General features: G+C 69.4%; 30 protein-coding genes and 1 riboswitch. Of the genes, 23 read left to right on the top strand and 7 right to left on the bottom strand.

The features are described 5' to 3' along the window. The first annotated feature begins 17 nt into the window (after positions 1–17). The 8 genes from ACWGID_RS03220 to ACWGID_RS03185 all read left to right on the top strand — a co-directional run bounded on the left by ACWGID_RS03220 (position 18) and on the right by ACWGID_RS03185 (position 6,990). The gene (locus tag ACWGID_RS03220) at positions 18–854 is read left to right on the top strand and encodes a fumarylacetoacetate hydrolase family protein (protein ID WP_452193931.1); all 837 of its coding nucleotides are present in this window, start codon (positions 18–20) and stop codon (positions 852–854) included. Next, positions 851–1,549 (top strand): GntR family transcriptional regulator, encoded by a 699-nt coding sequence (locus ACWGID_RS03215; RefSeq protein WP_452193929.1) that lies wholly within the window; start codon positions 851–853, stop codon positions 1,547–1,549. Before ACWGID_RS03220 ends, ACWGID_RS03215 begins: the two co-directional genes overlap by 4 nt. Then, positions 1,546–2,271: an SDR family NAD(P)-dependent oxidoreductase gene (locus ACWGID_RS03210; protein WP_452193927.1), complete on the top strand. Its 726-nt coding sequence runs from the start codon at positions 1,546–1,548 to the stop codon at positions 2,269–2,271. The genes ACWGID_RS03215 and ACWGID_RS03210 overlap by 4 nt, the downstream gene beginning before the upstream one ends. 4 nt (positions 2,272–2,275) lie before the next feature. Continuing rightward, complete coding sequence (locus ACWGID_RS03205) at positions 2,276–3,835, top strand: FAD-dependent monooxygenase (RefSeq protein ID WP_452193925.1); 1,560 nt, start codon at positions 2,276–2,278, stop codon at positions 3,833–3,835. Next, on the top strand, positions 3,832–4,224 hold the full coding sequence (locus ACWGID_RS03200) for a cupin domain-containing protein (protein WP_452193923.1): 393 nt from the start codon (positions 3,832–3,834) through the stop codon (positions 4,222–4,224). The genes ACWGID_RS03205 and ACWGID_RS03200 overlap by 4 nt, the downstream gene beginning before the upstream one ends. A 1-nt stretch (position 4,225) precedes the next feature. Further along, on the top strand, positions 4,226–5,125 hold the full coding sequence (locus tag ACWGID_RS03195) for an amidohydrolase family protein (protein ID WP_452193921.1): 900 nt from the start codon (positions 4,226–4,228) through the stop codon (positions 5,123–5,125). A gap of 82 nt (positions 5,126–5,207) precedes the next feature. Then, on the top strand, positions 5,208–6,146 hold the full coding sequence (locus ACWGID_RS03190) for an alcohol dehydrogenase catalytic domain-containing protein (protein WP_452193920.1): 939 nt from the start codon (positions 5,208–5,210) through the stop codon (positions 6,144–6,146). Between the two features lie 154 nt (positions 6,147–6,300). Continuing rightward, the gene (locus ACWGID_RS03185) at positions 6,301–6,990 is read left to right on the top strand and encodes a GntR family transcriptional regulator (protein ID WP_452193918.1); all 690 of its coding nucleotides are present in this window, start codon (positions 6,301–6,303) and stop codon (positions 6,988–6,990) included. Here ACWGID_RS03185 and ACWGID_RS03180 read toward each other — a convergent pair. From ACWGID_RS03180 to ACWGID_RS03170, 3 genes are read right to left on the bottom strand one after another with little or no spacing between them, the layout of a single operon-like run. Next, positions 6,956–7,699 carry a PIG-L family deacetylase gene (locus ACWGID_RS03180; RefSeq protein ID WP_452193916.1) on the bottom strand — a complete coding sequence of 248 codons (744 nt, stop codon included), beginning with the start codon at positions 7,697–7,699 and terminating at the stop codon, positions 6,956–6,958. The genes ACWGID_RS03185 and ACWGID_RS03180 overlap by 35 nt on opposite strands. Next, positions 7,699–8,163 carry a PPOX class F420-dependent oxidoreductase gene (locus tag ACWGID_RS03175; RefSeq protein WP_452193914.1) on the bottom strand — a complete coding sequence of 155 codons (465 nt, stop codon included), beginning with the start codon at positions 8,161–8,163 and terminating at the stop codon, positions 7,699–7,701. The genes ACWGID_RS03180 and ACWGID_RS03175 overlap by 1 nt, the downstream gene beginning before the upstream one ends. Before the next feature lie 5 nt (positions 8,164–8,168). Next, complete coding sequence (locus ACWGID_RS03170) at positions 8,169–8,708, bottom strand: hypothetical protein (protein WP_452193912.1); 540 nt, start codon at positions 8,706–8,708, stop codon at positions 8,169–8,171. A gap of 77 nt (positions 8,709–8,785) precedes the next feature. Between ACWGID_RS03170 and ACWGID_RS03165 the strand changes: the two genes are divergently transcribed. Together ACWGID_RS03165 and ACWGID_RS03160 are read left to right on the top strand one after the other, a co-directional pair. Further along, positions 8,786–9,727: a hypothetical protein gene (locus ACWGID_RS03165; protein WP_452193910.1), complete on the top strand. Its 942-nt coding sequence runs from the start codon at positions 8,786–8,788 to the stop codon at positions 9,725–9,727. Continuing rightward, positions 9,727–11,337: a DNA polymerase Y family protein gene (locus ACWGID_RS03160; protein ID WP_452193908.1), complete on the top strand. Its 1,611-nt coding sequence runs from the start codon at positions 9,727–9,729 to the stop codon at positions 11,335–11,337. Before ACWGID_RS03165 ends, ACWGID_RS03160 begins: the two co-directional genes overlap by 1 nt. 4 nt (positions 11,338–11,341) lie before the next feature. Here ACWGID_RS03160 and ACWGID_RS03155 read toward each other — a convergent pair whose 3' ends face one another. Further along, complete coding sequence (locus ACWGID_RS03155) at positions 11,342–11,953, bottom strand: N-acetyltransferase family protein (protein ID WP_452193906.1); 612 nt, start codon at positions 11,951–11,953, stop codon at positions 11,342–11,344. 55 nt (positions 11,954–12,008) lie between these two features. Between ACWGID_RS03155 and ACWGID_RS03150 the strand changes: the two genes are divergently transcribed. Together ACWGID_RS03150 and ACWGID_RS03145 are read left to right on the top strand one after the other, a co-directional pair. Continuing rightward, the gene (locus ACWGID_RS03150) at positions 12,009–12,392 is read left to right on the top strand and encodes a VOC family protein (protein WP_452193905.1); all 384 of its coding nucleotides are present in this window, start codon (positions 12,009–12,011) and stop codon (positions 12,390–12,392) included. Between the two features lie 90 nt (positions 12,393–12,482). Continuing rightward, a complete protein-coding gene (locus tag ACWGID_RS03145) occupies positions 12,483–13,253 on the top strand; it encodes a class I SAM-dependent methyltransferase (protein WP_452193903.1) in 771 nt (256 codons plus the stop codon). Here ACWGID_RS03145 and ACWGID_RS03140 read toward each other — a convergent pair. Continuing rightward, the gene (locus ACWGID_RS03140; protein WP_452193901.1) at positions 13,222–14,424 is read right to left on the bottom strand and encodes an RNA polymerase sigma factor; all 1,203 of its coding nucleotides are present in this window, start codon (positions 14,422–14,424) and stop codon (positions 13,222–13,224) included. The two genes, ACWGID_RS03145 and ACWGID_RS03140, sit on opposite strands and share 32 nt — an antisense overlap. After that, on the bottom strand, positions 14,424–14,792 hold the full coding sequence (locus tag ACWGID_RS03135; RefSeq protein WP_452193900.1) for a YciI family protein: 369 nt from the start codon (positions 14,790–14,792) through the stop codon (positions 14,424–14,426). Before ACWGID_RS03135 ends, ACWGID_RS03140 begins: the two co-directional genes overlap by 1 nt. Positions 14,793–14,993: 201 nt before the next feature. Here ACWGID_RS03135 and ACWGID_RS03130 point away from each other — a divergent pair, with 201 nt between their 5' ends. The 11 genes from ACWGID_RS03130 (at position 14,994) to gcvP (ending at position 24,830) form a co-directional block, all read left to right on the top strand. Then, positions 14,994–15,590 (top strand): CDP-alcohol phosphatidyltransferase family protein, encoded by a 597-nt coding sequence (locus ACWGID_RS03130; RefSeq protein WP_387773636.1) that lies wholly within the window; start codon positions 14,994–14,996, stop codon positions 15,588–15,590. A gap of 4 nt (positions 15,591–15,594) precedes the next feature. After that, entirely contained in the window at positions 15,595–16,455 is an 861-nt protein-coding gene (locus ACWGID_RS03125) for a DUF881 domain-containing protein (RefSeq protein WP_452193897.1), read from the top strand. Beyond that, the gene (locus tag ACWGID_RS03120; RefSeq protein ID WP_131352136.1) at positions 16,452–16,784 is read left to right on the top strand and encodes a small basic family protein; all 333 of its coding nucleotides are present in this window, start codon (positions 16,452–16,454) and stop codon (positions 16,782–16,784) included. The genes ACWGID_RS03125 and ACWGID_RS03120 overlap by 4 nt, the downstream gene beginning before the upstream one ends. Before the next feature lie 2 nt (positions 16,785–16,786). After that, on the top strand, positions 16,787–17,662 hold the full coding sequence (locus tag ACWGID_RS03115) for a DUF881 domain-containing protein (protein ID WP_452193896.1): 876 nt from the start codon (positions 16,787–16,789) through the stop codon (positions 17,660–17,662). Between the two features lie 52 nt (positions 17,663–17,714). Then, on the top strand, positions 17,715–18,098 hold the full coding sequence (gene gcvH / locus ACWGID_RS03110; protein WP_452193894.1) for a glycine cleavage system protein GcvH: 384 nt from the start codon (positions 17,715–17,717) through the stop codon (positions 18,096–18,098). A 139-nt stretch (positions 18,099–18,237) separates the two neighbouring features. Next, positions 18,238–18,780 (top strand): FHA domain-containing protein, encoded by a 543-nt coding sequence (locus ACWGID_RS03105; RefSeq protein WP_452193893.1) that lies wholly within the window; start codon positions 18,238–18,240, stop codon positions 18,778–18,780. Continuing rightward, positions 18,767–19,462: a transcriptional regulator FtsR gene (gene ftsR, locus ACWGID_RS03100; protein ID WP_452193891.1), complete on the top strand. Its 696-nt coding sequence runs from the start codon at positions 18,767–18,769 to the stop codon at positions 19,460–19,462. The genes ACWGID_RS03105 and ftsR overlap by 14 nt, the downstream gene beginning before the upstream one ends. 85 nt (positions 19,463–19,547) lie before the next feature. Continuing rightward, positions 19,548–20,042 carry a bifunctional nuclease family protein gene (locus ACWGID_RS03095; RefSeq protein WP_452193889.1) on the top strand — a complete coding sequence of 165 codons (495 nt, stop codon included), beginning with the start codon at positions 19,548–19,550 and terminating at the stop codon, positions 20,040–20,042. 174 nt (positions 20,043–20,216) lie between these two features. Next, positions 20,217–20,885 carry a MerR family transcriptional regulator gene (locus tag ACWGID_RS03090; RefSeq protein ID WP_452193887.1) on the top strand — a complete coding sequence of 223 codons (669 nt, stop codon included), beginning with the start codon at positions 20,217–20,219 and terminating at the stop codon, positions 20,883–20,885. A 23-nt stretch (positions 20,886–20,908) separates the two neighbouring features. Further along, positions 20,909–21,802, top strand: a complete 894-nt coding sequence (locus ACWGID_RS03085; RefSeq protein ID WP_452193885.1) for a dihydrodipicolinate synthase family protein — start codon at positions 20,909–20,911, stop codon at positions 21,800–21,802. A gap of 15 nt (positions 21,803–21,817) precedes the next feature. Beyond that, a riboswitch (glycine riboswitch) is annotated at positions 21,818–21,905 on the top strand. An 84-nt stretch (positions 21,906–21,989) separates the two neighbouring features. Further along, complete coding sequence (gene gcvP / locus ACWGID_RS03080; protein ID WP_452193884.1) at positions 21,990–24,830, top strand: aminomethyl-transferring glycine dehydrogenase; 2,841 nt, start codon at positions 21,990–21,992, stop codon at positions 24,828–24,830. 21 nt (positions 24,831–24,851) lie between these two features. On the opposite strand, the gene ACWGID_RS03075 is transcribed toward gcvP, so the two are convergent. Further along, positions 24,852–25,676 (bottom strand): hypothetical protein, encoded by an 825-nt coding sequence (locus ACWGID_RS03075; protein WP_452193882.1) that lies wholly within the window; start codon positions 25,674–25,676, stop codon positions 24,852–24,854. Positions 25,677–25,762: the final 86 nt, after the last annotated feature.

Genomic DNA, 25,762 nt, shown 5'->3' with positions numbered 1-25,762 from the left:
CGTCGAGTGGACCTGAGATGCGGTACGTGATGGTGGAGCACGCCGGCCGGGACGTGCCCGGCGTGCTCGAGGGCGACACGGTTACGTTGCTTCAAGCAACAGATTTGACGGAAGTGATCACTGGTGGCGCGACGCCCACCGGTGTGGAAATCCCTTTCAGCGAAGAGATCCTGCGGGCGCCGTTGCGGCGGTTCCGGCGGGACATCCTCTGCACGGGGTGGAACTACTGGGACCACTTCGAGGAGAGCAAGGGCAAACGTGAGGGTCAGGACGTGGACCGTCCCGAGCACCCGACGTTCTTCACCAAGGGCCCGGACGTGGTGATCGGTCCGTACGACGACATCGCCTGGGATCCCGCGATCTCCGCCAAGTGGGACTACGAGGCCGAGGTCGCGTTGGTGATCGGCCGGACCGGCAAGAACATTCCGGTCGACGAGGCGCTCGACCACGTCTGGGGCTACATGCTGGCCAATGACGTGTCCCAGCGGGACCTGCAGCGTGCGCACGGCGGGCAATGGCTGAAAGGCAAGAGCATCGACGACACCATGCCGCTCGGCCCGTGGATCGTCAGCGCCGACGAGGTCGGCGACCCGCAGGACATTCGCCTGCAGTGCTTGGTCAACGACGAGGTCCGTCAGGACGCGTCGACCCGGCAGATGGCGTACGACGTGGCGACGCTGATCAGTGAGCTCTCATTCGGTATGACGCTGCGCCCTGGCGACCTGCTCCTCACCGGTACGCCGGCCGGCATCGGCAACGCCCGCGAACCGCAGGTCTTCCTGCAGGAGGGCGACGTGGTCGTCACCCGGTCCGACAAGCTCGGCGAGCTGCGGAACAAGGTGACCCGAGCGTGAGTGGGCCACTGGAACTGTTGCCAGGTGGTGGCAAGGGCGGACGCCGTACGCTCGCTGAGCACGCGGCGGCCGAGCTGCACCAGCTGATCCTGTCCGGCGAACTCCCGAGCGGTACGCCGTTGCGCCTCGTCGAGCTCGCCAGTCGGCTCGAGATGAGCCAGATGCCGGTCCGCGAAGGACTCCGGCGTCTCGAGGCGCTCGGGCTGGTCGAGATCATCCCGCACCGCGGCGCCTGGGTACGTGACCTGTCCGTATCGGATTTGCGCGACACGCACGAGACCCGGCTGGCGTTGGAGAGTCTCGCCGTACGGGCGGCTGCGTCCCGGTTCACGGACGAGGACTTGGCGAAGGCGGCGGTGGCACTGGCCGAGCACCTGCGGTTGTCGCGGGCTGAGGACTCCGCGGGCGCTCGCGAGGCGCATGCGGACTTTCACTTCGCGATCTACCGGGCCAGCGGTTCGCAGTGGTTGCCGCGAGCCATCGAGCCGGTGTGGCAGAACAGCGAGCGGTACCGGTTCGGCAGCCGGCCGACCGCATTCCTGATCGAGCGGAGCCGGCAGGAGCACCAGGCGATCCTGGACGCGTGTGTGGCCCGCGACCCGGACGCTGCTGAGCAGGCGCTGCGCAGTCACCTGGCCGGTGCGTTCCAGCGGATCACCGAGACCATGACGTCGAAGCAGAAGGAGACGCCATGAAGGCCAGCTTCGATGCGACCGGTGAGGTCGTCGTCGTCACCGGCGGTGCCCGCGGTATCGGCGCCGCGCTGGCCGCGGGAGTGAACGCTGCCGGCGGTACGGCGGTCGTCCTGGACGTCACCGCACCAGCGGACGGGATCGAGTACGTCGAGGTGGACGTCGCGGACAAAGCCGCGGTCGAGGTCGCTGTCAAAGACGTGCTGCAGTGGTACGGGCGGATCGACGGCCTGGTGGCCGGTGCGGCCGTGCAGCCGCGTTCGAGCGTGCTGGAGATGGACGCGGGCGAGTGGAGCCGGACGCTGCAGGTGAACCTCGACGGCGTGGTCTGGGTGTGTCAGGCCGTCGTACCGCACATGGTGGCGCAGCGGTCCGGGTCGGTCGTGGTGTTCACCTCCGGGATGGCGTCGACCGGATACGCGGGCGCTGCGGCGTACGCGGCGAGCAAGGCGGCGCTGGTGGCGTTCGCCAAGTCGCTGGCGGGGGAGGTGGCCGGTGACCGCGTGCGGGTGAACGTGGTCGCGCCTGGCGTGATCGACACCGAACAGTTCCGAGGTGCGAACGTCGGTGCGGACCGGGAGCACTGGCAGGACACCATTGGTATCGGTGACGCCGACGACGTGGTCGGTCCGCTGCTCTTCCTGCTGTCCGATGCGGCCGCGATGACCGGGTCGGTGCTGACTCGAGAACGTGCCTTTGCCAAACTCACGAGCTTCGTGGAGTAGACGAGTGACTGAACAGCTGCCTGTTGCCGTGGTGGGTGCCGGACCGATCGGTCTGACCACCGCGCTCGGTCTGGCGCACTACGGCATCCCGTACGTGCTGCTGGAGGAGGACGCGGTCCTGTCGTCCGACACCAAGGCCGGTACGACGCTGAGCCGGACGCTGGAGATCTGGAACCGGTACGGCGCGGTCGACGGCATCCTCGGGGCCGCACTGCGGATCGACGAGATCGGTGACATCGACCGGGCCACCAACACGCCCCGTGCCTCGGTGCAGCTGGCCGAGCTGGTCAACGACACGCAGTTCCCGTTCGTCATCAATCTGCCGCAGCAGAAGATGGAGCCGCTGCTCGCCGCGGCCCTTCCGGAGCCGGTCCGGACGCAACACCGGCTGAGGTCGTTCGAGGTCCGCGACGACCGCGTCGTCCTGCAGCTGGAGACGCCGGACGGTCCGCAGGAGCTGGAGGCGTCGTACCTGCTGGCCTGTGACGGTGGGCGTTCGAGGATCCGGGACGCGCTCGGCGTGAAGGTGGTGGGGGAGACCCTGCCCGAGCGGTACATGCTGATCGACGTCGTGGTGGACCTGGACGTGAACAACGCAAGGGACTACCCGTACCTCGCGTACTTCGCGGACAAGTCCGAGTGGATGGTGCTGATCCGGCAGCCGGACAACTGGCGGTTCCTGTTCCCGTTGGCGCCCGGTGCCGACACGCCCGACGACGAGGACCTGCTGGTCAAGGTGAAGCAGTTCATCGGTGAGGTGGACCGGATCGAGCTGCTCGGCACGGTCATCTACAACGTGCACCACCGGGTCGCCGAGCAGTGGACCAAGGACCGCAAGGTGTTCCTGATGGGTGACGCCGCGCACCTGATCACGCCGATGTGGGCGCTCGGTCTGAACACCGGTGCGCTGGACGCGTCCAACCTGCCGTGGCGGCTGGCCTGGGTACTGCGTGGCTGGGCAGAGCCGGCGTTGCTGGACGGGTACGAGCAGGAGCAGCGGCCGGTCGCGATCGAGGGCTCGGGCGAGATGGCCGAGGCTGCGCGTAAGTACATGTCCTTCCAGCAGGGGGCCGTTACCGCTGGCACGAGTGACTGGGCGACGGCGTACACACGCACCTTGCTCAGCGTGCGGCTGGACGTGGACGGGTCCGGGGACTGGTCGATGGTGGCCACCGCGGCTGAGCCGCCGGCCGTGCGTGCCGGTGACCGGGCGCCCGACCTCGTGTTGCAGGCGCCCACCGGTCGTACGACGATCCACGAGCTGGCCCGGGATGCGTTCGTCGCTCTGTACTTCACCGACGTCCGGCGGCGTCCGGAGATCCCGGTGAACGAGTCACCCGCGCTGAAGCACTACGCGGTGTCCAGATGGGACGCTCCGCACGACTCCGGTCTGCGCGATCGTGCGTTGTTCGACCCGGGAAGCGTCGCTACCAAGCGGTACGGCGTACCGCCGGAGAGCGTCGTACTGATCCGTCCGGACGGACATGTCGCCGCCGTCGCGCCGATGGGTACCGGAGTGGCCGAGGAGCTGTACACCCGGATCACCGGTCGGGAGGCGCCGTGAGTGGGTTCGACGAGCCGCTGCGCGAGATCCTGCTGCAGACGGACGACCTGGAGTGGGTGGAGAAGTCGCTGGACGGGCTGTCCCACAAGATGCTGTGGCGGGACCCCGAGACCGAGGCGTCGATCGCGTTGGTGCGTTTCGAGAAGGGCGCGGGCATCCCGTCCGAGCACAAGCACGCCTCGAACCAGTTCATGTTCTGCCTGTCCGGCCGGTACGTGTACCTGCCGACCGGGACGACGCTGACCAAGGGCAGCTTCTACTGGAACCCCAAGGGCGTCGTCCACGGTCCGACGCGCGCCGAGGAGACCTCCGTCCTGCTGGAGGTGTACGACGGGCCGCACTACCCGGAGCGGCCGGACTTCTACGACAACGACGAGGACGCCCGCTGACATGGCCGGATGGGACGTCCACACGCACCTGATCCCGCCGACCGTGCTGTCGGCGGCGCACCGGGGCGAGTTCGGGCTCACCATCGACAACGGTTCCCTGGTTGTCGACGGTGAGCGGCTGCCGCTCGGCCGGCTCGCCGACCCGGCCGCACTGCTGCACTGGATCGCCGAACAGGACCTCGACGGCGCCGTGGTGTCCGTTCCCCCTGCGCTCTTCCGGTACGACGCCGGCGTCGAATGGGCCGAGCTGGTGAACCAGGGCCTCCGTGAGCTCGCCACACCCCAGCTACGGGTGCTGGCGCATCTGCCGTTGCTCGACCCGGCCGCACCTGGTGTTGCTGCCGGACTGGCCGGCGAGGGCGTCTTCAGCGGTTTCGCGCTCGGTACGCCGAGCTATGCGGGGCTCGATCCGGTCTGGCAGGTGCTGGATGCCGTCGAGGCGTTCACGCTGATTCACCCGGGTGCCAGTGACGACAAGCGGCTTGATTCGTTCTACTTGTCGAACCTGTTGGGAAATCCGTACGAGACCGGAGTGGCGGCGGCTTCGCTCGTCTTCGCGGACGTGCCGGGGCGGTTTCCGGGCATCCGGTTCTGCCTGTGCCATGGGGGTGGTGTGACGGCGGCGGTCGCCGGCCGGTGGCAGCGTGGCATCGACCAGGCCCGGCCCGGGATCGAGCCGGTGTCCTTGCCGGTGGCCGACGCGCTGCGCCGGTTCTACGTGGACGACCTGGTGCACGACGACGCCGTACTGGAACTGCTGACGAAGACGTTCGGGCCCGAGCGGGTGCTGGCCGGGAGTGACTGGCCGTTCCCGATGGGCAGCGACGGGGTGTCCGCCGCGCGGTCCGCGGCGGCCGAGGTCCTGACCCGGCCGCTCGCGACGGAGGTTGTCGCGTGGTGAGACGTGTGTTTTGTCTGGTCGATGTCGTGATCAGATATCAAATCTTGTTGAACGTAGTACACGTGGTGAACGGGGATGAGGCATGAGTACGCGGGGGACTGTGTTGCGCAGTCATGGACCAGGGGAGCAGCTGAAGGCCGAAGAGGTCGAGCTGGCTGCCGGTCCAGGTGAGACGTTGGTGGAGATGCGGCTGGCCGCGGTGACTACGCTCGACCGGACGACACTGGCCGGCAAACAGCCAGCGGTGCCGTTTGTTCCTGGCTCCGAGGGAACTGGCGTCGTGGTGAGCTCGGACGTCATCGAGCCCGGTACGGCGGTTGTGGTCCGTGGCGAGGGTGTTGGCGCGACCAAGCCCGGCGTATGGGGCCAGTACGCCGTTGTGCCGAATTCCGCCGTACATCGGCTGCCTGAGTCCATGGAGCCCGCAGCGGCGCTGGCACTGCTGACGCCCGCGTTGACCGCGCACACCGCAGTACGTCGGGTTGCTGAGGTGCTGGCCGGCGAGACTGTGGTGGTCACTGGTGTCACTGGCCTGATCGGGCGGATGTGTGCGGTGATCGCACGGTCGGCCGGTGCGGCTCGAGTGATCGGTCTGGTCTCGGAGGTCGACTCCATCGACAGCACGGCCGGACTGGTCGACCAGATCGTCCGCGTGGACGGGCTGGGCCAGGTCGGCCGGGAGTTGCAGTGGTGCGACGCCGCCATCGACACGATGGGTGGTCCGGTGGCCGGTGGCGTGCTCGGGCACATCGCTCCGGGCGGGCGGATCGCCGTACTGGGCTACAAGTCCGGTGAGTTCACCACGATCGACCTGCACCAGCTGATCGGTCGGGATCTGCGGGTGCTGCCGGTGAACCTGCAGCGGACCGCGCTGGCACCTGATGCGGTGGGTCAGGCCTTGGCGGACATCGCATCGGAGTCCTGGCGAGCGGACTACGAAGTGGTCCCGGCGGACCGCGCCGGCGACGTGGTGGAACGGCAGACCGGGCGGGTTCTGCTGGACCTGACGGCCCTGCGCTGACCCTGCGCGCTTCCGGTTTCGTGGCCTAGACCACAGCCGTTTCTTGGGCTCTGGGCTGAGCAATCCGTCGCCGAAGGCCTCCAGATACCCGGTCGGCGGCTACGGTACCTCCAGAGTTGTACGCAGCGTGGAGGAGAGAGGCAGCCTGCTACTGATGATCCGACGACTCGAGCTCACGCCTGGGGGGCCGACCGGCCGTCGTACGCTCGCCGAGGAAGCCGCCGCCGAGCTGCACGAGCTGATCCTGTCCGGCGAGCTCCCCAGTGGTACGGCGCTCCGGCTCGAGGAGCTCGCCCAACGGCTGGACATGAGCCAGATGCCGATCCGGGAAGGGCTGCGCCGGATGGCCGCGCTCGGACTGGTCGAGATCGTCCCGCACAAGGGCGCCTGGGTCCGCGAGCTGTCGATGGAGGACCTGCGCGACACCCACGCGACGCGATTGGCGCTGGAGTCGCTGGCGGTGCGTGCCGCCGCGACACGGTTCTCCGACTCGGACGCGTCGACGGCCCGGTCCGCGCTGGCCGAGCACGTCCGGTTGTCGAAGGCCGGTGACAACATCGCGTCCCGGCAGGCGCACACCGAGTTCCACTTCGCGATCTACCGGGCCGGCGGTTCGCGCTGGCTGCCGCGGGCGATCGAGCCGGTGTGGCAGAACAGCGAGCGCTACCGGTTCGGCTCCCGGCGGACCAAGTCCCGGATCGAGCAGACCCGCCGGGAGCACCAGGCGATCCTCGACGCGTGCATGGCGCACGACGAGGAGGGCGCGGAGGCGGCGCTCCGCGAACACCTCGAAGGCGCCATGCAGCGCATCACCGAGACGATGGAGCGTCGCTCGAAGCAGTGAGCTCTTCGAACCGGTCCTGGTGCCAGCCCGACGCGTCGTACACGGCACGGAGCAGCAGACCGTCGCTGGTCGACCGGTGTACGCCGAGCAGGTCTTCGAGCGGCTTGCTGCCCAGACCGTCGTAGTACTCGTCCAGAGCCTGCCGTCTGCGCTGTTCCGACGCTCCGCTCATCTCCACGAGCGGCGTGCCGTCTTCGCAGCCGGTGATGTTTCCAGAGCCGATCTGCTGGCCCGGAGCGATCTGCCGGACCAACTGCTCACCAGCGCGCACGTCCTGAGCTCTGACGCGTGCGCCCAACGCACGGCAGTCAACACGGCGGAGTGCTCGCTGGACTCCTTGTGAGATGGCGATGTGGTCCGGGTGACCGGTCAGGCCGTCACTGCCGACCGTGAGGATCAGCTCGGGCTTGGTCGCCAGCGCAGCGGCCTCGATCGCTGCAGCGATGTCCTCCGGCGGTGCGGCCGCCAGAGTGCGTGGTCCGTCTTTGCCACCGTCGTCGATCCACTGGTCCCCAGCACCGAGCCAGTCCCACTCGTCGATCCCTAGTAGTGCGCAGGAAGCGGTCACGTGGTCGGCAGCTCCGTGCATCCCCGCGGTGGCGACACGGAGTACGACTCGCCAACTCTGGTCGCTGAGCACGGAGGTGGCGGCGCCGGTGGCGAACACTTCGTCGTCGGGGTGCGCGTGGACGACAAGCGCCGTACGCATCAGTCGGCGAGATGCGCAGGGAACCCGCCGGTGGCGATCGGGCTCCAGCGCTCCGGGGTGATACGGATCAGGCACTTGCCCTGCTTCACCATCGCCTCGCGGTACTCGTCCCAGTCCGGGTGCTCACCGGAGATGGCGCGGAAGTAGTCGACCAGCGGCTCCACCGCGTCCGGCAGCTCGATCACCTCGCCACTGCCGTCCACCTGGACCCAGGCGCCGTTCCACTCGTCCGACAGGACGACCACGCTGGCCTTGCCGCTCCGCTTCACGTTCGTGCTCTTGGCCCGCTCCGGGTACGACGAGATGACGATCCGGCCCTCGGTGTCCACACCACCCGACACCGGCGACGCCTGCACCGTCCCGTCCGCGCGGGTCGTCATCAGCAGCATGTGATGACGCGGCCGCACGAACTCCAGCAACCCGTCCAGCTCGACCTTGGTGTTCGTGGCAATAGTCCTCGGCATGCCTCTCACCTTATGCGGCTGATCAGGTCCGCCGGCGTGAGCAGGTGCTCCAACTCGTCGTCGGAGAGCTGATTCACGAGGTGCTTGTACCGCTGCGCCTGCGGAGTCGTGGGGAGCGCACCGTCCAGCAGATCGGGAAGGACGAGTTCGTAGCCGGCCCGGGCGCGTGGTGTGTAGCGGTGCCTGGTCCGCGCGACGGCCGAGGAGACGCGAATCGCGTGCTCGTTCCCCGGCGGTACGTCGGGGCGGTCGGTCTCCCGGGCCGCGAACCGGAAGCCGTTCGCCCGGTCGCAGCTCGGGCAGCCGACGTCGCCGGAGCCGAGCGTCGCGTGGCAGTCGGGACACGTCAGCTGGTTGAGCGCGCCGTCGACGACCCGCCAGTCGAACTCGGACGGGTCCTGGAGCACGATCTCGGCGAGGTCGCGTGCTTCCGGCGTGCCTCGGCGTACCTCGGAGGTCGTGCAGAAACTGTCCCAGGCGGCGTCGATACTGGCCTCGATCTGTTGGAGTGCGGTGCGGAACCGAGGGTGTTCGACGCGGCGCATACTCCGGACTTTAGCCAGGCGGTGGGGCTGTGGACGACCGGATTGACATGTTCGAACAGGTGTTCGAACATGGGGTTATGACGGGGAGCAAGGCACCAGGAAGTCGAGTCACCGCGCTCGACCAGGCCCGCCTGCTCCTCGCCCAGGCCAAGGCCCAGAAGGCCGCCACCGACCCCGACTTCGCCGAGTCCTTGTCCACCGAGCGTCCGCCTGACGCTCCCGATCAGCCCGCCCGGCTTGCTACTGTCACGAGCTTCGATCCCGACTCCCACTCACCGCACCCCGACCAGGATCACGCGGGTGTGCGGCTTGCGTCGGTGGACGGGGCGACTCGGCTGCCCTCGGTGGCGAAGGTGCAGCAGGCGTTGGACACGGCGGGGGTGGATCGCGAGCTGCCGACGCACCCGGCGGTGAGTGAGCTGCTGGCCGGTGCGAGCCTGCGCGGCGGATCGGCGTACTCGGTCCGGGGGAGCGCGGCGCTCGTGATGGCGCTGATGGCCGGTCCGTCGGCGGAGGGAGCGTGGTGTGGGGTTGTCGGCGTCCCGTCCTTCGGCGCCGAGGCGGCGCGGGGGCTCGGCGTCGACCTCGACCGCCTCGTCCTGGTCCCGGATCCCGGGCACGACTGGCTCAGCGTCGTCGCCGCGCTGGTCGACGCGCTGACCGTCGTGGTCGTCCGCCCGCCCGGTGACGTGACTCCGGGGGAGGCGTCCCGGCTCGCCGCCCGGCTCCGGACCCGCGGCGCGATGCTGATCGCGTACGGTTCGTGGCCCGGCAGCGAAGCCAGGTTCGAGATCGAGAGCAGCACCTGGACAGGGCTCGGTGACGGCGAAGGCCTGCTCACCGCCCGCAAGGCGACGGTCGCGGTGACCGGCCGCCGCGCCGCCGTCCGTGCCAGGCAACACCTCTGGCTGCCCGCGCCCGACGGCACCATCCGCTCCGCCGAACCGGTCGAGGGCGCCCGTGAAGAAGCCCCCGGCCGTTCGGAAACGTGGTCGGAGCAGATCGGCGCGGTGGGCTGATGAGCGGCCGTGGACCGATCCGGACGATGGTGATCTGGGTGCCGGACTGGCCGGTGGCGGCGGCCGCGGTGGCGACCGGACGGTCACCGGACGAGCCGATCGTCGTCCTGGAGAAGGGCAAGGTGCTCGCCACCTCCGCCGCCGCGCGGAGCGAAGGGGTGCGGCGCGGGCAGCGGGCCCGGGACGCGCAGTCGCGGTGCCCGGAGCTCGTGGTGCTGAAGTACGACCCGGTGATCGACGCGCGCGCATTCGACCCGGTGATCTCCTGCCTGGAAGCGATCACGCCGGGCGTGCAGGTGATCCGGCCGGGGATGTGCGCATTGAAGGCCCGCGGGCCGGCCCGGTTCTACGGCAGTGAAGAGGCAGCCGCGGAGAAGCTGCTCGACCGGCTGGAGACGTACGACGTGCACGGCAGCCGGATCGGGATCGCTGACGGCCCGTTCGCCGCGGAGCAAGCGGCGCGGGTGAGCGCCGCGCAGACCCGTGTGCACGTGGTGCCGCCCGGCGGCTCACCGGAGTTCCTCGCGCCGCTGTCGGTCGACCTGCTGGAGCAGCCGACGCTCACCGATCTGCTGCGCCGGCTCGGGCTGCGGTCGCTCGGGGCGTTCGCCCAGCTGTCCGGGACCGAGGTGCTCACCCGGTTCGGCCCCGACGGCGCCTTCGCGCATCGCCTGGCGAAGGGGTCTGACGATCGCCCGGTGACCGGCCGGGAGATCCCGCCGGAGCTCACTCGGTCGCTCGACTTCGAGCCGGCCGTCGACCGGGTCGACCAGGTCGCGTTCGCGGTCCGCGCGATCGCCGACGAACTGATCGCCCGGCTGACCGAGCTCGGCCTGGTGTGTACGACGCTGCGGGTCGAGGTCGGCACCGAGTCCGGGCGGATCCACGAGCGCGAATGGCTGCACCCACGCTGGTTCACCGCGGCCGACGTGGTCGACCGGGTGCGCTGGCAACTCCAAGGCAGCGGTACGGCGACCAGCGAGCTGACGTCACCGGTCGTCCGGATCCGGCTGATCCCGGACCAGGCGGACCCGGTCGGTGCGCATGTCGACGGACTGTGGGGCGGCGGGCCGGACGAGCGGATCCACCGCGCGTTGTCGCGGGTGCAGAGCATGCTCGGCCACGGTGCCGTCGTCTCGGTGGTGATCGGTGGCGGGCGCGGGTTCGCCGAGCGGCAGACGCTGATCCCATGGGGCGATCCACCGACGCCGGCCCGATCACCGGACCAGCCGTGGCCGGGCGCGATCACCGCCGCGGACCCGAAGCGCTGGCCGACGCTCGCGCCGACCATGGTCTTCCCGGAGCCGATCCCCGCGAAGGTGTTCGCCGCGGACGGCACCCAGGTGTCGGTCAGTGCCCGTGGCGAGCTGTCCGGTGTCCCGACAGCGTTCTCCCTGCTGCCGCCCGCCGCCCGCGGCGTACAGGTTGCTGACAGCAACAAGATTCACCCGATCACCGCCTGGGCCGGTCCGTGGCTCACGGCCGAGCGCTGGTGGGACCCCGACAGTGAGTCCCGGCAGGCCCGCTTCCAGTTCCAGACCGCCGACACCCGCGCCTGGCTCTTCACCCTCCACCGAGCCGCCTGGCAAGCCCAGGCCACCTACGACTGACTGACTACTCGAAATCGATCCGCATCACGCTTCGGCGGAGCGTCGGGTGGGTGATCTGGCGGAAGCCGGCCTCCTCGAAGGCCTGGTGCGGACCGACGTGCAGTTCGCCCCAGGTGATGGTCTTCCCCGGCTGCGTGAACATCGGATACGCCTCCAGCGCCCGGGCGCCGCGAGCGCGAGCGTGCGGGACGGTCGCGCGGGCCAGGTGATAGCTGAGGCCGCGGCCGCGGTATCCCTTGCGGACGACCAGGCAGGTGACCGCCCAGACACTCTCGTCGTCCTTGTCCTCGCTGCGGTCCGTCCACGGCACCCGCGAGCTCCGCAGCTTCGGGTACGCCGTTCGCGGCTCGACCGCGGCCCATCCGGCCGGCTCGCCGTCGACGTACGCGACCAGACCGCTCGTCGACGGTGCGTCCGGCGTACGGCATGCGGTCTCGTCCTGGAGCCTCGTCATCCGTTCGTCCAGCGTCGAGTCCCGCCAGATCCATCCGCGGATCTTGAACCGCTGACACTGACACTGCCCCGCGTCCGCCGTACCGAGGACCGTTTGCAGGTCCTCCCACGGCACCTCGTTCGCCGGTACGACGGTTACTTGTGACGCCTCGATCACCTGCATGGGCAGCACGGTAATTCAGGTTCCGGACGACTGACTTCCGGATAGGTTGATTCGCATGCATCGGAGCCGCGTGTCCACGTTCCTGATCGACGTCAAGACCGAAGAGGTGGACGACGCGGCGGCGTTCTGGTCGAAGGCCCTCGGCGTCCGTACGTCGTCACCGGACGGCGAGCCGCAGTTCATCAGCCTGCACGACGCCGTCCCCGGATACGTGACCGCGATCCAGTCCGTCGACGACGAGCCGCGGTACCACCTGGACATCGAGACCGATGATGTTCCGGCCGAGGTCACCCGCCTGGCCGGCCTCGGTGCTGTCGAGATCGCCAGCTGGCAGGGTTGCCACACATTGCGCGCGCCGGGCGGGCACCTGTTCTGCGTGATCCCGGTGCACAGCGACCCGGCGTACTTCGAGGAGCACGCGACGGTCTGGGAGGCGTGACACAACGACCGCGTGAGTGCCGGAGTTCCGGGCTAGGCCGGGAGCAGAAAAGGGCTGTCGGCCGGTCGGCCCGCGGCTAGGCTCCGAGACATGACGGAACTCGTGGCGACGTTTCAGCAGCAGGCAGTGGCAGAGGCCTACCAGCACCGGCCGCCGTACCCGGACGAGGTGTTCGACCGGCTCCTCGCGCTGATCGCCGACGCACCGCGCCGGGTGCTCGACATCGGGGCCGGCGAAGGCGCGATCGCGCGGCCGCTGGCGCCGCGCGTCGAGCACGTGGACGCGATCGACTTCTCGCAGCCGATGGTCGACGCCGGCCGGCGCCGTCCGGGCGGTGACCACCCGAACATCAGTTGGCAGGTCAACCCGATCGAGACCGCGGACCTCGCCGGGCCGTACGCGCTGGTGACGGCCGGCGCGAGCATCCACTGGATGCCGTGGAAGCAGACGTTCGCGCGGATCGTCCCGCAGTTGACGCCGAACGCGCAGCTCGTCGTCATCGAGCACGGCGCCGTCGACGAGCCGTGGCTTGACCGGCTCATCCCCGTGATCGAGAGACACTCGCGGAAGAAGGGCCACGACCCGAAGTTCAACGTCGCCGACGCGATCCGCGAACGTGGTCTGCTCGACCTCACCGGTACGGCGCGGACCGCGCGCGTCACGTACCAGCAGACGGTCACCGATTACATCGAGAAGCTGCACTCCACGTCGAGTCTGGCCCGCGGCCTGATGCCCGCCGACGAGGCCGCCGCCTTCGACGCGGGGGTGACCGAGGCGCTCAGCCCGTACGCGCACGACGGCGTACTGGAGCTGACGATCGAGGCCGAGCTCACTTGGGGCCGGCCGAAGATCCCAAGCTAGCCGCCTGGGACCGCAGGTAGCGCTGCTCGGGGACGCTCTGAGTCAGCCGGGCGGCGACCTCGTACGCCTCGCGGGCGGCCGCCGTGTCACCGGACAGCTCGAACAGATGCGCCCGGACGGCCGCCAGCCGATGGTGATCCCGGAGCGCTGGGTCCACGTCGTCGAGCAACGCCAGCCCTGCCGCGGCGCCGTGCACCATCGCGACCGCGACGATTCGGTTCAGCGTCACCATCGGGCCCGGCGCGGTCGACTCGAGGAGTTCGTACAGCATCAGGATCTCGCGCCAGTCGGTGTCGTCGGCGTTCTTCGCCGCGTCGTGCACCGCCGCGATCGCGGCCTGCAGCTGGTACGCGCCGACCGGCGCTGCCTGCAGCGTCGACGTGATCAACTCGGTGCCCTCGGCAATGGAGTCGGCATCCCAGAGCGTCCGGTCCTGCTCCGGCAGCGGCACCAGGGCCCCGTCCGGCGTGGTTCGCGCCGGCCGCCGGGCGTCCGTCAGCAGCATCAAGGCGAGCAGACCGGCGACCTCGCCCTCGGTCGGCAATTGCGCGCGTAGCAGCCGGGTCAGCCGGATCGCCTCCGCGCTCAGCTCGACCCGGTGCAGCGAGTCGCCCGACGACGCCGTGTAGCCCTCGTTGAAGATCAGATACAGCACATGCAGTACGGCGGCCAGTCGCTCCGGCTGCTCGGACGCCGGGGGCATCGCGAACCGCGCGCCCTGCAGCTTCGCCTTCGCCCGGCTGATCCGCTGCCCGATCGTTGCCTCCGGCACCAGAAATGCCCGGGCGATCTCACCGGTCGTCAACCCGCCGACAGCGCGCAGCGTGAGCGCGACCTGCGACTGCGGGGTGAGCGCGGGGTGGCAGCACAGCATCAGCAGCGTCAGCGAGTCGTCCGCCGACGTCGCGGGCTCCGGGGGACTCCACGACGCGACGGTCTCCTCGCGCCGCGTCCGAGCCGCCTCGCTCCGCAGTACCTCGATCCGCCGCCGGGACGCGACGGTGATCAGCCAGCTGCGCGGATTCGCCGGTACCCCTTCACCGGGCCACTGCTGCGACGCGGCCAGCAGAGCCTCTTGTACGGCGTCCTCGCACGCGTCGAAGTCGCCGTACCGCCGGACGAGTGCGCCCAGCACCTGCGGCGCCTGCTCGCGGAGCAGTTCCTCGAGCATCAGGCGTACGCGCTGAGGTCACGCACCGGCCGGACCTCCACGACGCTGAACGGAGCCTCCGGGATCTGCGCGACGATCTCCACCGCGCGGTCCATCGACTCGCAGTCGAGCAGGTAGAACCCGGCCAGCTGCTCCTTCACCTCGGCGAACGGGCCGTCGGTCGTCAGCGGCCGGCCGTCCCGGACCAGCACCTGCTTGGTCAGTCCTGGATCGTCGAGCGACTCCGACGCGACCAGTTCGTCGCGCGCCGCGAGCGCCTCGTGCAGGGCGGCGTACCCCGCCATGCCTTCCTGCTTCTGCTCGTCGCTGAGTGAGTCCCACACGGCCCGGGACTCCGGGTTTCCGTAAATCAGCACCAGGAACCTCATCTGCCCAGCCTAGACAGTGCGGAGCATCACCCTTCGGTATCGATCGGATCACCGCTTCGCAGCACCCATAGCGGCGCGACACAGCTAGCGTTCAGGTATCAGGGGAAACTCGGGGCCTGCCCGGCATGGCCGGGCGTAAACCTGTCGACGCTCCCCAGTACAGTTACGACGGGTATTCAGGGTGAGAGAGGGAGGGGTCGCGTGCCGGACTTGGAAGTGTCCGACCGGGTGTGGACGATCCCGAATGCGCTGAGCTTCCTGCGGTTGCTGGGAGTGCCACTGTTCCTGTGGCTGGTCCTCGGTCCGCAGGAGGACGGCTGGGCGCTGCTCGTGCTGGCGATCTCCGGGTTCACCGACTGGGCCGACGGCCAGATCGCCCGCCGGATGAACCAGACCAGTCGCCTCGGCCAGATGCTCGACCCGGTCGCCGACCGGCTGTACATCTTCGCCACCGTGATCGGTCTGGCACTGCGCGACATCATCCCGTGGTGGCTGGCGATCGCGCTGCCGCTGCGCGACGTACTGCTCACCCTCACCCTGCCGGCGCTGCACCGTCGCGGCTTCAACGCGCTGCCGGTGCACTTCCTTGGCAAGTCCGCCACGTTCTGCCTGCTGTACGCGTTCCCGCTGCTCCTTCTCGGTGACGGTGACAGCACGCTCAACCTGCTGGCCCGCGTCTTCGGCTGGGCGTTCGCGATCTGGGGGACCGGTCTGTACTACTGGGCCGGCGCGCTGTACTTCGCCCAGCTCCGGCACCTGGTCCAGACGGTGAAACCGATCAAGGACGCGGCCGGGTAGACCCGTGACACAGCAAGCTCCCGAGCAGCCGGCGCAGCAGACGACGCAGCCGCCGCGGCGCGTCGATGCGTCGATGTCACTGCTCAACAACCTGATGGCGCACCCGCTCGACGAGGGGTACGCCGTCGCCGCCCGGACCCGGTCGAAACAGGGCGATCGCCCGCTCCGGTCCCGGCACCGGGTGATGCTGGTGGCCGCTTCGATCGTGCTCGGTTTCCTGCTCGCGGTCGCCGCCGCGCAGAACTACCGCACCGCGCCGGAGGCCGAGAAGCAGCGCAACGAGCTGGTCGACCGGATCAACCAGGCCGACACCCGGCTGACCGGTCTGCGCAACAACCAGTCCCAGCTCGCCGACGAGGTACGTGGGTTGCAGGCCAGCGGACTGAGCAACGACAGTACGGGCGCCGCGCTACAGCAGAAGCTCGACGACCTGGAGCTGCAGACCGGTGCGATCGCGGTCACCGGCCCTGGTATCAAAGCGGTCATCGACGACGCGAAGAACGCCGACGCCAAGGAAGGCCGGCTGCTCGACGTCGACCTGCAGCAGCTGGTCAACGGTCTGTGGACGTCGGGCGCGGAGGCGATCGCGGTGAACGGTCACCGGATCACCTCGCTGACCGCGATCCGCGGCGCGGGCAGTGCGATCACGGTCGACTACAGCTCGCTGACCCCGCCGTACACCGTGCTCGCGATCGGTGACACGGCGACGATGCCGGCCCGGTTCGCGCAGAGTTCCGGCGGGCAGTGGGTGCAGTACCTGGTGAGCAACTTCGATGTCCGGAGCACGATCACGACGGAGGACTCCTTGCTGGTGCCGGCCGATGCGACCATCGCGTTGCGCTACGCGAAGGTGGGAACGAGATGATCGCCGTACTCGGGCTGGTGATCGGTGTCGTCATCGGTCTGCTGGTCGCGCCCGACGTCCCGGAGTGGGCGCAGCCGTACCTGCCGATCGCGGTGGTGGCCGCGCTGGACGCGGTGTTCGGCGCGCTGCGGGCGTTCCTGGACGGGATCTTCGACGACAAGGTGTTCGTCGTGTCGTTCGTGTCCAACGTGCTGATCGCGGCGCTGATCGTCTACCTGGGCGACCAGCTCGGTGTCGGCTCGCAGCTGTCCACCGGTGTGGTCGTCGTGCTCGGCATCCGCATCTTCACCAACATGGCGGCGATCCGCCGGCACATCTTCCGGGCCTGATCATGAGCGACGACAAGCCCGACCCGACGCCGGACCCGAAGACCGCCTCGACGCCGGACCCGCAGCCGCAGCCGCAGCCGAAGGCCGAGTCGGAGCCTGCGGCGGGGCAGCCCGACGTACCGACGCCGATGCCGAAGCCGAAGGTGCCGAACCTGGCGCTGCGCCGGTTGCGGGCCGGGTTCAAACCGTCCCGCGGGCAGGCGATCGTCGCCGTGGTGCTCGCGCTGGTCGCGTGTGTGGCGGTCGTCCAGGTCCGGGTGAACCGGGCCGACGACGGCTACCAGAACGCCCGCCGCGAGGACCTGATCGCGATCCTCGACGGCCTCGGGCAGAACACCCGGCGGCTGGAGAGCGAGATCGCCGACCTGGAGGAGCGGAAGAACTCGCTGTCCTCCAGCGCGGACAAGGCGCAGACCGCCCGCGAGCAGGCCGAGGCCCAGGTGCGGACGCTCGGCATCCTGGCCGGCACGCTGCCCGCGCAGGGACCGGGGGTCCGGATCACGCTGAACGACCCGCAGGGCAAGATGACCTCGAGCAACCTGCTGGACGCGATCGAGGAACTGCGCGACGCCGGCGCCGAGGCGATCCAGATCAACGGAGCGGTCCGGGTCGTCGCCAGTACCGACTTCGTGGACGACGCGCCGGGGATCCGGATCGACGGCCGGAAGGTGAACTCGCCGTACGTCGTGGAGGCGATCGGGGAGTCGCACAACCTGTCCGAGGCCGCCAACTTCCCGGGTGGTCTGGTCAGTGAGGTGACCGGTCCGCAGGTCGGTGGAACGGCCGAGGTGACCGAGCTCGGCTCGCTGACCGTGACCGCCTTGCACGCGCCGGAGGAGCATCGTTACGCTCGCCCGGCGTCCAGCCCCACCAAGTAGTTCGAACGCTGAGCTGTACTCGTAGCTGTCCTTGAGCGAAAGAGGAACGAAGGTGTACCCCGAAGACCTGAAGTACACGGCCGAGCACGAGTGGCTGAAGGCCGGCGAGGAAGGTCCGGTGCGCGTCGGCATCACCGACTTCGCCCAGGACCAGCTCGGCGACATCGTGTACGTGCAGCTGCCCGAGGTCGGCAGCACGGTGCGGGCCGGTGACGCCTGTGGGGAGCTGGAGTCGACCAAGAGCGTCAGCGACCTGTTCGCCCCGGTGAACGGCACCGTGACCGCGGTCAACGAGGCACTCGCCGACCAGCCGGACCTGGTGAACAGCGACCCGTACGGCGAGGGCTGGCTGCTCGACATCGACGTCGAGGACGCGGCCGAGGTCGCGGCGCTGATGGACGCCGAGGCCTACAAGGGACAGCTCGACCAGAGCTGACAGCCAGCTGATAGCGTTACCGGGCCTCAACCGCTGGTCGAGGGTTGAGGTCCCCTCATCTTGTTTCAGCACGTCACACTGTTCATACGGGGTCTATCGAAAACGTCGCCGGACCGCCGGCGATCGGGAGGATCACAGCATGCCGTTCTGCAACCAGTGCGGGCACGAGAACTCCGAGGGCAGCAGGTTCTGCTCGCAGTGCGGAGCGATGCTGCCTGGCGCGGACCGCCCGGCGGCAGCCCCGGCGAACCCCCAGCCTCAGCAGACGCCCGGTGTCACCGACACCGCGATGCTGACCCCGATCGGTGCCGAGCCGGAGCCGGAGCGTACTGGTGAGCCGCTGTCGGCCGACGACGAGGCCGCCGTCGGCGCGCTGCCGGCCGGGTCCGCCCTGCTGATCGTCCAGCGCGGCCCGAACGCGGGCAGCCGGTTCCTGCTCGACGTCGACGTGGTCACCGCCGGCCGGCACCCGGACAGCGACATCTTCCTGGACGACGTGACGGTGTCGCGCCGGCACGCCGAGTTCCGCCGGGACCCGTACGGCGTGAAGGTCCGCGACGTCGGCAGCCTGAACGGCACCTACGTGAACCGGGATCGGATCGACGAGGTCCAGCTGACCAACGGCGACGAGGTCCAGATCGGTAAGTACCGGTTGGTGTACTACGCCAGTGGCCAAGCCTGATCCCACCGCCGACGGGCCCGTGGACGGCCGCGGCATCGGAGAGGTGCTGCAGCTGCTGCAGGCCGACTTCGCCGACGTCACGATCTCCAAGATCCGGTTCCTGGAGGCCGAAGGGCTGGTGACGCCGGCCCGGACGGCGTCGGGCTACCGCAAGTTCAGCGTCGGCGACGTCGAGCGGTTGCGGTACGTGCTGACCGCGCAACGCGACCAGTACCTGCCGCTGAAAGTGATCAAGGAGTATCTCGGCGCGATCGACCGCGGCCTGCGTCCGGCCGCCGCGGGTCCACCGGTCGCGCCGAGCTCGTCGCCGCAGCCTCCCGGCCAGCCGGTCGCGGACGACTTCGGTGCCGCGGGCACCGAGCTGCGGATGACCCGCGACGAGCTGCGGACCGCCGCGGGCGTGTCCGCCGAGCTGCTCGCCGAGTTGGAGAGCCACGGCCTGGTGGTGGCCAGCGGCAACCACTACGCCGGCGACGCCATCGTGATCGCCCAGGTCGCCGCCGAGCTCGCGGCGTACGGTCTCGAACCACGGCACCTGCGCGCGTTCCGTACGGCGGCCGATCGGGAGGTCGGCCTGATCGAGCAGGTCACCGGGCCCCGGCGGACCGAGCAGACCGCCGAGCTGGCGGCGCTCACCGTCCGTCTCCATACGGCGCTGGTCCGGTCCCGCCTGCCGCGCTGATCCACCCCGGCACCCTGACCGTGACGCCGACCGTGGCGCACCCCGTGGGACTGCTGGTGCATTGACTGCGGAGTAGGCTGAAGGTGTGCGCGAAGTCGACGTGGTCGGAGTCCGGGTGGAGATGCCCTCGAGTCAGCCGATCGTGCTGTTGCGAGAGGTCGGAGGTGAGCGGTACCTGCCGATCTGGATCGGTGCCGCCGAGGCGAGCGCGATCGCGTTCGCGCAGCAGGGCATGGAGCCGCCACGGCCGCTGACCCACGACCTGTTCGCCGAGACCATCCGGGTGCTCGGCCACACCCTCAGCCAGGTCCGGATCGTGAACCTGACCGACGGCGTGTTCGAGGCGATCCTGGTCTTCGACGACAAGACCGAGATCTCCGCGCGGCCGTCGGACTCGATCGCGCTGGCGCTGCGGACCGGGACACCGGTGTTCTGCACCGAGGAGATCCTCGCCGAGGCCGGTATTCCGGTGCCGGAGAGCGAGACGTCCGGTACCGACGAGGTGGAGGAGGAAGAGGAGGTCGAGCGGTTCCGGGAGTTCCTGGACCAGGTGACCCCGGAGGACTTCGACAAGAGTTGATCCGGGTCCGGAGTCAACTGCGACCCGCCGATGTGCTCGTTCTGATACAAGAGCGACTAGGTAACGATTCGTGCTGCAGTCGCGACACGCTCCCGGCTCGACGCGGTTGTCGTTGACCCGGTTCAGGCCGCGGCTTACCGTGAAGGAGTCGTGGAGTGTTGTCACTCCACGCAGATGGCTCGTTCTAATCGGTATCAGGGAGGCTCAGGCGTGACACGCACCGGCGACACAGATCTGACGGCGCAGTCGGCGTCCGACGCGCACGCCGAGGCCGTGGCGGAGGCCACTGCCACTGCCGGCGTTCAGGGTCTGCTGTTCGACGACGACCTGCGGCCGATGCCGGAGGACGTCGGGTTCCGGGGGCCGACGGCCTGCGCTGCGGCCGGGATCACGTACCGGCAGCTCGACTACTGGGCCCGCACCGGCCTGGTGTCCCCGTCCGTGCGCCCGGCGACCGGCTCCGGTACGCAACGGCTGTACGGGTTCCGGGACGTGCTGTTGCTGAAGGTGATCAAGCGGCTGCTGGACGCCGGGATCTCGCTGCAGCAGATCCGGACCGCGATCGCCCACCTGAGCAAGCGCGGCTTCGACGACCTGACCCAGATCACGCTGATGAGCGACGGCGCGTCGGTGTACATGTGTACCTCGCCCGACGAGGTGATCGATCTGCTGGCCGGCGGCCAGGGCGTGTTCGGTATCGCCCTCGGTGGCGTCTGGCGTGAGGTCGAGGGTTCGCTGTCCGAGCTGCCCACCGAGCGTGCCGACGGTCACGACGAGTCGGACGAGGACGGCCACGCGGGCGATGAGCTCGCCGCCCGCCGCCGCGCCCGCATGACCGGCTGACCCGGCCCTTTTCCGCCCTTCCTGTGCGCCCACTCACCGCCAACTCGCTGCGCGGTGTGTGGGCGACCTTGTTGTTACCGCTGACCGCGGACGACTCGATCGACTTCGCCCGCCTGGAGTCGCAAGCTCGGACTCTGGGCGCGACTGCTGTCGACGGGCTCTACGCGCACGGGACGGCGGGGGAGTTCCAGACCCTCACCGAGGACGAGTTCGACCAGGTCAACACGATCCTGGTCGCGGCCGGCAAGCCGTTCCAGATCGGCGCCAGTCACCCGTCGGCGCAGCTCCAGCTTGCGCGCGTCCGGCGGGCGGCGACGCTGGAGCCGGGCGCGATCCAGATCATCGTCCCGGACTGGCTCCCGCTGAACCCGCGCGAGGTCCTCGACTTCCTGCACCGGACCGCTGACGCTGCCGCCGGTGTCCCGCTCGTGCTGTACAACCCGCCGCACGCGAAGACGCAGGTCGGTCCACGCCAGCTCGCCGACCTGGCCGCGGCGGTGCCGAGTCTCATCGGCCTGAAGACCGCCGGCGGTGACAAGGCGTGGTTCGACGAGGCAACGAAGTCCGGTCTGGCGATCTTCGTGCCCGGGCACTTCCTCGCGAGTATGTCGTCACTCGGTGCGCATGGTAGCTACTCCAACGTCGCGGCCCTCTCACCGAACGGTGCCGTGAAGTACGCGACAGACCTGGACGTCGAGCGTCGGATCGGCGAGTTCTTCGCGAAGCACGTCGTACCGCTGCAGAAGGCGGGGCTGGCCAACCCGGCGCTGGACAAGTTCCTGGCCGCGGTGGGGGACTGGGCCGACGTCGGTACCCGGGTGCGGTGGCCGATGGAATCGGCGACGCCGGAGCAGGTGGCGGCCGCGCGGCCGGACGCCCGTCGACTGCTGCCCGAACTGTTCGACAATTCCTGGTAGCCTCGGGACAGCCGTACACAACACTCGGGAGAGACCCGTGTTCGGGCGCCGAAGGGGCAATTCCTCCCCGGAACCTCTCAGGCCCATGGACCGAGTGTCACAGGCGACTCTGGAGCGTATTACCTGCACAGCAGGGTGTGACAGAGGGGGAGGCGACCGGAAGCACTGTCAGCAACGGAGCCTCTAGATGAACAACTCACCCCACCTCTCGGCGACTTTCGCCGACCGTCACATCGGTCCGCGCCCGGACGAGATCACCCGGATGGTCCAGCTTCTCGGGTACGACGACGTGGACGCGCTCGTCGACGCCGCGGTCCCCGCCTCGATCCGATCCGCCGAAGCCCTGCGACTGCCCGAACCGGCCTCCGAGGTCGACGCGCTCACCGAGCTCCGCCAGCTCGCGGCCCGCAACAACGTCGCCACCTCGATGATCGGCCAGGGCTACTACGGCACCTTCACGCCGTCGGTGATCGTCCGCCGCCTGGTCGAGAACCCGGCCTGGTACACCGCGTACACGCCGTACCAGCCGGAGATCTCCCAGGGCCGGCTCGAGGCGCTGCTGAACTTCCAGACCGTGGTCTCCGACCTGACCGGTCTGCCGACCGCGAACGCGTCGCTGCTCGACGAGGGCACCGCCGCCGCCGAGGCGATGACGCTGGCGCACCGGTCGAACAAGAAGAGCAAGTCCGACCGTTTCCTGGTCGACGCGGACTGCTTCGCGCAGACCATCGCGGTCGTCCAGACCCGGGCCGAGGCGCTCGGCATCGAGGTCGTCGTCGCCGACACCACCGACGGTCTGCCCGAGGGTGACTTCTTCGGTCTCCTCGTGCAGTACCCGGGGTCCGACGGCGCGGTCCGCGACCTGAAGCCGCTGATCGAGGCGGCGCACGGGCGCGACACGTTGGTGGCCGTGGCCTCCGACCTGCTCGCGCTGACGTTGCTCGAGGCACCGGGTGAGGCCGGCGCCGACATCGTCATCGGTTCCTCGCAGCGTTTCGGCGTACCGCTGTTCTACGGTGGTCCGCACGCCGGCTTCATGTCGGTGCGGTCCGGTCTCGAGCGGTCGTTGCCCGGTCGCCTGGTCGGCGTCTCGGTCGACTCCGACGGCGCCCCGGCGTACCGGCTGGCGCTGCAGACCCGCGAGCAGCACATCCGCCGCGAGAAGGCGACGTCCAACATCTGTACGGCGCAGGTCCTGCTCGCCGTGGTCGCGTCGATGTACGCCGTCTACCACGGTCCGGAAGGTCTGCGCGCGATCGCCGAGCGCGTGCACTCGTACGCCGGCAAGCTCGCCGCCTCGCTGCGCGCGAGCGGTATCGAGGTCGTTCACGACGACTTCTTCGACACCGTGCTCGCCCGGGTCCCGGGGCAGGCCGCCGACGTCGTCGACGCCGCCCGCCAGAACGGGATCTGGCTGCGACTCGTGGACGCGGACCACGTCGGCATCTCCTGCGACGAGAAGACCGACGTCGCCACGCTGACCCGGGTCTGCCAGTCCTTCGGCGGCCAGTACGACGACACGCTCGGCGCCCCCGCGATCGCGGTCGCGCGGACGTCGGAGTACCTGACGCACCCGGTGTTCAACACGCACCAGTCCGAGACCTCGATGCTGCGGTACCTGCGCAAGCTGTCCGACATGGACTACGCGCTCGACCGCGGCATGATCCCGCTCGGGTCCTGCACGATGAAGCTCAACGCGACCACCGAGATGGAGCCGGTCACCTGGCCGGAGTTCGCGGACCTGCACCCGTTCGCGCCGGTCGAGGACGCGGCCGGGTACGTCAAGCTGATCAACCAGCTGGAGCGCTGGCTGGCCGAGGTGACCGGCTACGCGAAGGTCTCGATCCAGCCGAACGCCGGCTCCCAGGGTGAGCTCGCCGGGCTGCTCGCGATCCGCGGCTACCACCACGCGCAGGGCTCGGCGGACCGCAACGTCTGCCTGATCCCGGCGTCGGCGCACGGCACCAACGCGGCGTCCGCGGTGATGGCCGGCATGAAGGTGGTCGTTGTCAAGGGCAACGACGACGGCACGATCGACCTGGACGACCTGCGCGCGAAGGCGTCCGAGCACGCCGCCAAGCTCGCGGCGATCATGATCACCTACCCGTCCACGCACGGTGTGTACGAGGAGAGCGTCCGCGAGGTCTGCCGGATCGTCCACGACAACGGCGGCCAGGTGTACGTCGACGGCGCGAACCTGAACGCCCTGCTCGGGCTCGCGAAGCCGGGTGAGTTCGGCGGCGACGTCAGCCACCTGAACCTGCACAAGACGTTCTGCATCCCGCACGGCGGTGGCGGTCCGGGTGTCGGTCCCGTCGCGGTCGCGGCGCACCTGGCGCCGTACCTGCCGAACCACCCGCTGCTCGACCAGGCCGGTCCGGAGTCCGGTGTCGGTCCGATCAGCGCGGCGCCGTTCGGGTCGGCCGGTGTGCTGGCGATCTCCTGGGCGTACATCCGGATGATGGGTGCCGAGGGGCTGACCGCCGCGACGAAGGCCGCCGTCCTGACGGCGAACTACGTGGCGAAGCGGCTCGAGGGCGCGTTCCCGGTGCTGTACACGGGCGAGAACGGGCTGGTCGCGCACGAGTGCATCCTCGATCTGCGGCCGATGACGAAGGAGACCGGGATCTCGGTCGACGACGTCGCCAAGCGGCTGGTCGACTACGGCTTCCACGCGCCGACGATGTCGTTCCCGGTCGCGGGCACGCTGATGGTCGAGCCGACCGAGTCCGAGGACCTCGGCGAGCTCGACCGCTTCTGCGACGCGATGATCGCGATCCGGCACGAGATCGACCGGGTCGCCGCAGGTGAGTGGCCGGCCGCCGACAACCCGCTGGTGAACGCGCCGCACACCGCCGAGTCGGTGATCAACGACAAGTGGGAGCACGCCTACACCCGCGAGGAGGCCGCCTTCCCACGCTCGGTCGACCGCGCCTCGAAGTACTGGCCCCCGGTCCGCCGCATCGACGGCGCCTTCGGCGACCGCAACCTCATCTGCTCCTGCCCCGCCCCAGAGGCCTTCGAGTAGCCCGAGGTTGGATGGAAGTCCTCAGAGGTATCTGAGGACTTCCATCGCGTGTTGACGGACAGGTCGCGCCAACTCTGTGAGGTCGCCGCCGTCGGCGAAACGGAGCAGTCGTGTGGCTGCGGCGAGCGTCGCGATGCGTCCGGAGGGCGAGTCGAGGAATTCTGACAGAACTCGGCTGACCGTCCGGGACAGCTCTGGGTACGCCAGACTCGTGCAGACGAGGGTGGCGGCGTCGTACCCGGCAGGCGCTCTGCCCCAGGTTTCCCAGTCCAGGATGGCCAGTGCCGGCGCGGTGAGGTTGCCCCAGTGGAGATCGCAGTGTGCGGTTGTCCAGGAGACGGACGCGATGTCGACCTCGATACCGAAGAACGCTCTGATGCCGTCGTTCACGTGCTCCGCGTCGACGCCGCGCGACGGTACGGGGTGCGTTGCCAGGGCGCGCAGGGCTTGGTTCAGGTCCGACAGCCACTGATCGGACGGATCGACCTGACCGTCGGGAGTCATGCCGGCGCAGATGGCCGCGTCGGCGACAAAGGTGCTGACCTCCCCGCGCATCCTGCGACCGTTGTCCTGCCACTCCCGCCACCGCTTGACCGTAGGCTTCGGTACGCCCTGGATCGCGTTGGCGGCAACGTTCTGGTCGAGGTATTCGCCATCGCCCCACTCGGGGTCGGCGTAAACGACCCGAAGCCAGGCGTCCTCGCCCGCATCGATCACGCGACAACCAACCGAGTGCAATCGCCCGGTGTGCAACGGTCGCCCGACCCGCTCGACACCGAACTCCCGCGCGGCCCACTCCAGATGCCCCTCCATCCAATCACGCCGCCGCCGACCGTCGTCGCTCACCGCTCACCCTCTCTCGGCTGGCTGCTCCTCGGGGACAGCATCGCCTACGATGGCGCGAGTTGGCTCGAGGACCCAGTGACCGGAGG

The sequence above is a fragment of the Kribbella sp. NPDC054772 genome, assembly GCF_053611945.1.
The sequence above is the reverse complement of the archived record's forward strand: the minus strand, read 5'-3'. Positions and strand labels throughout refer to the sequence as shown.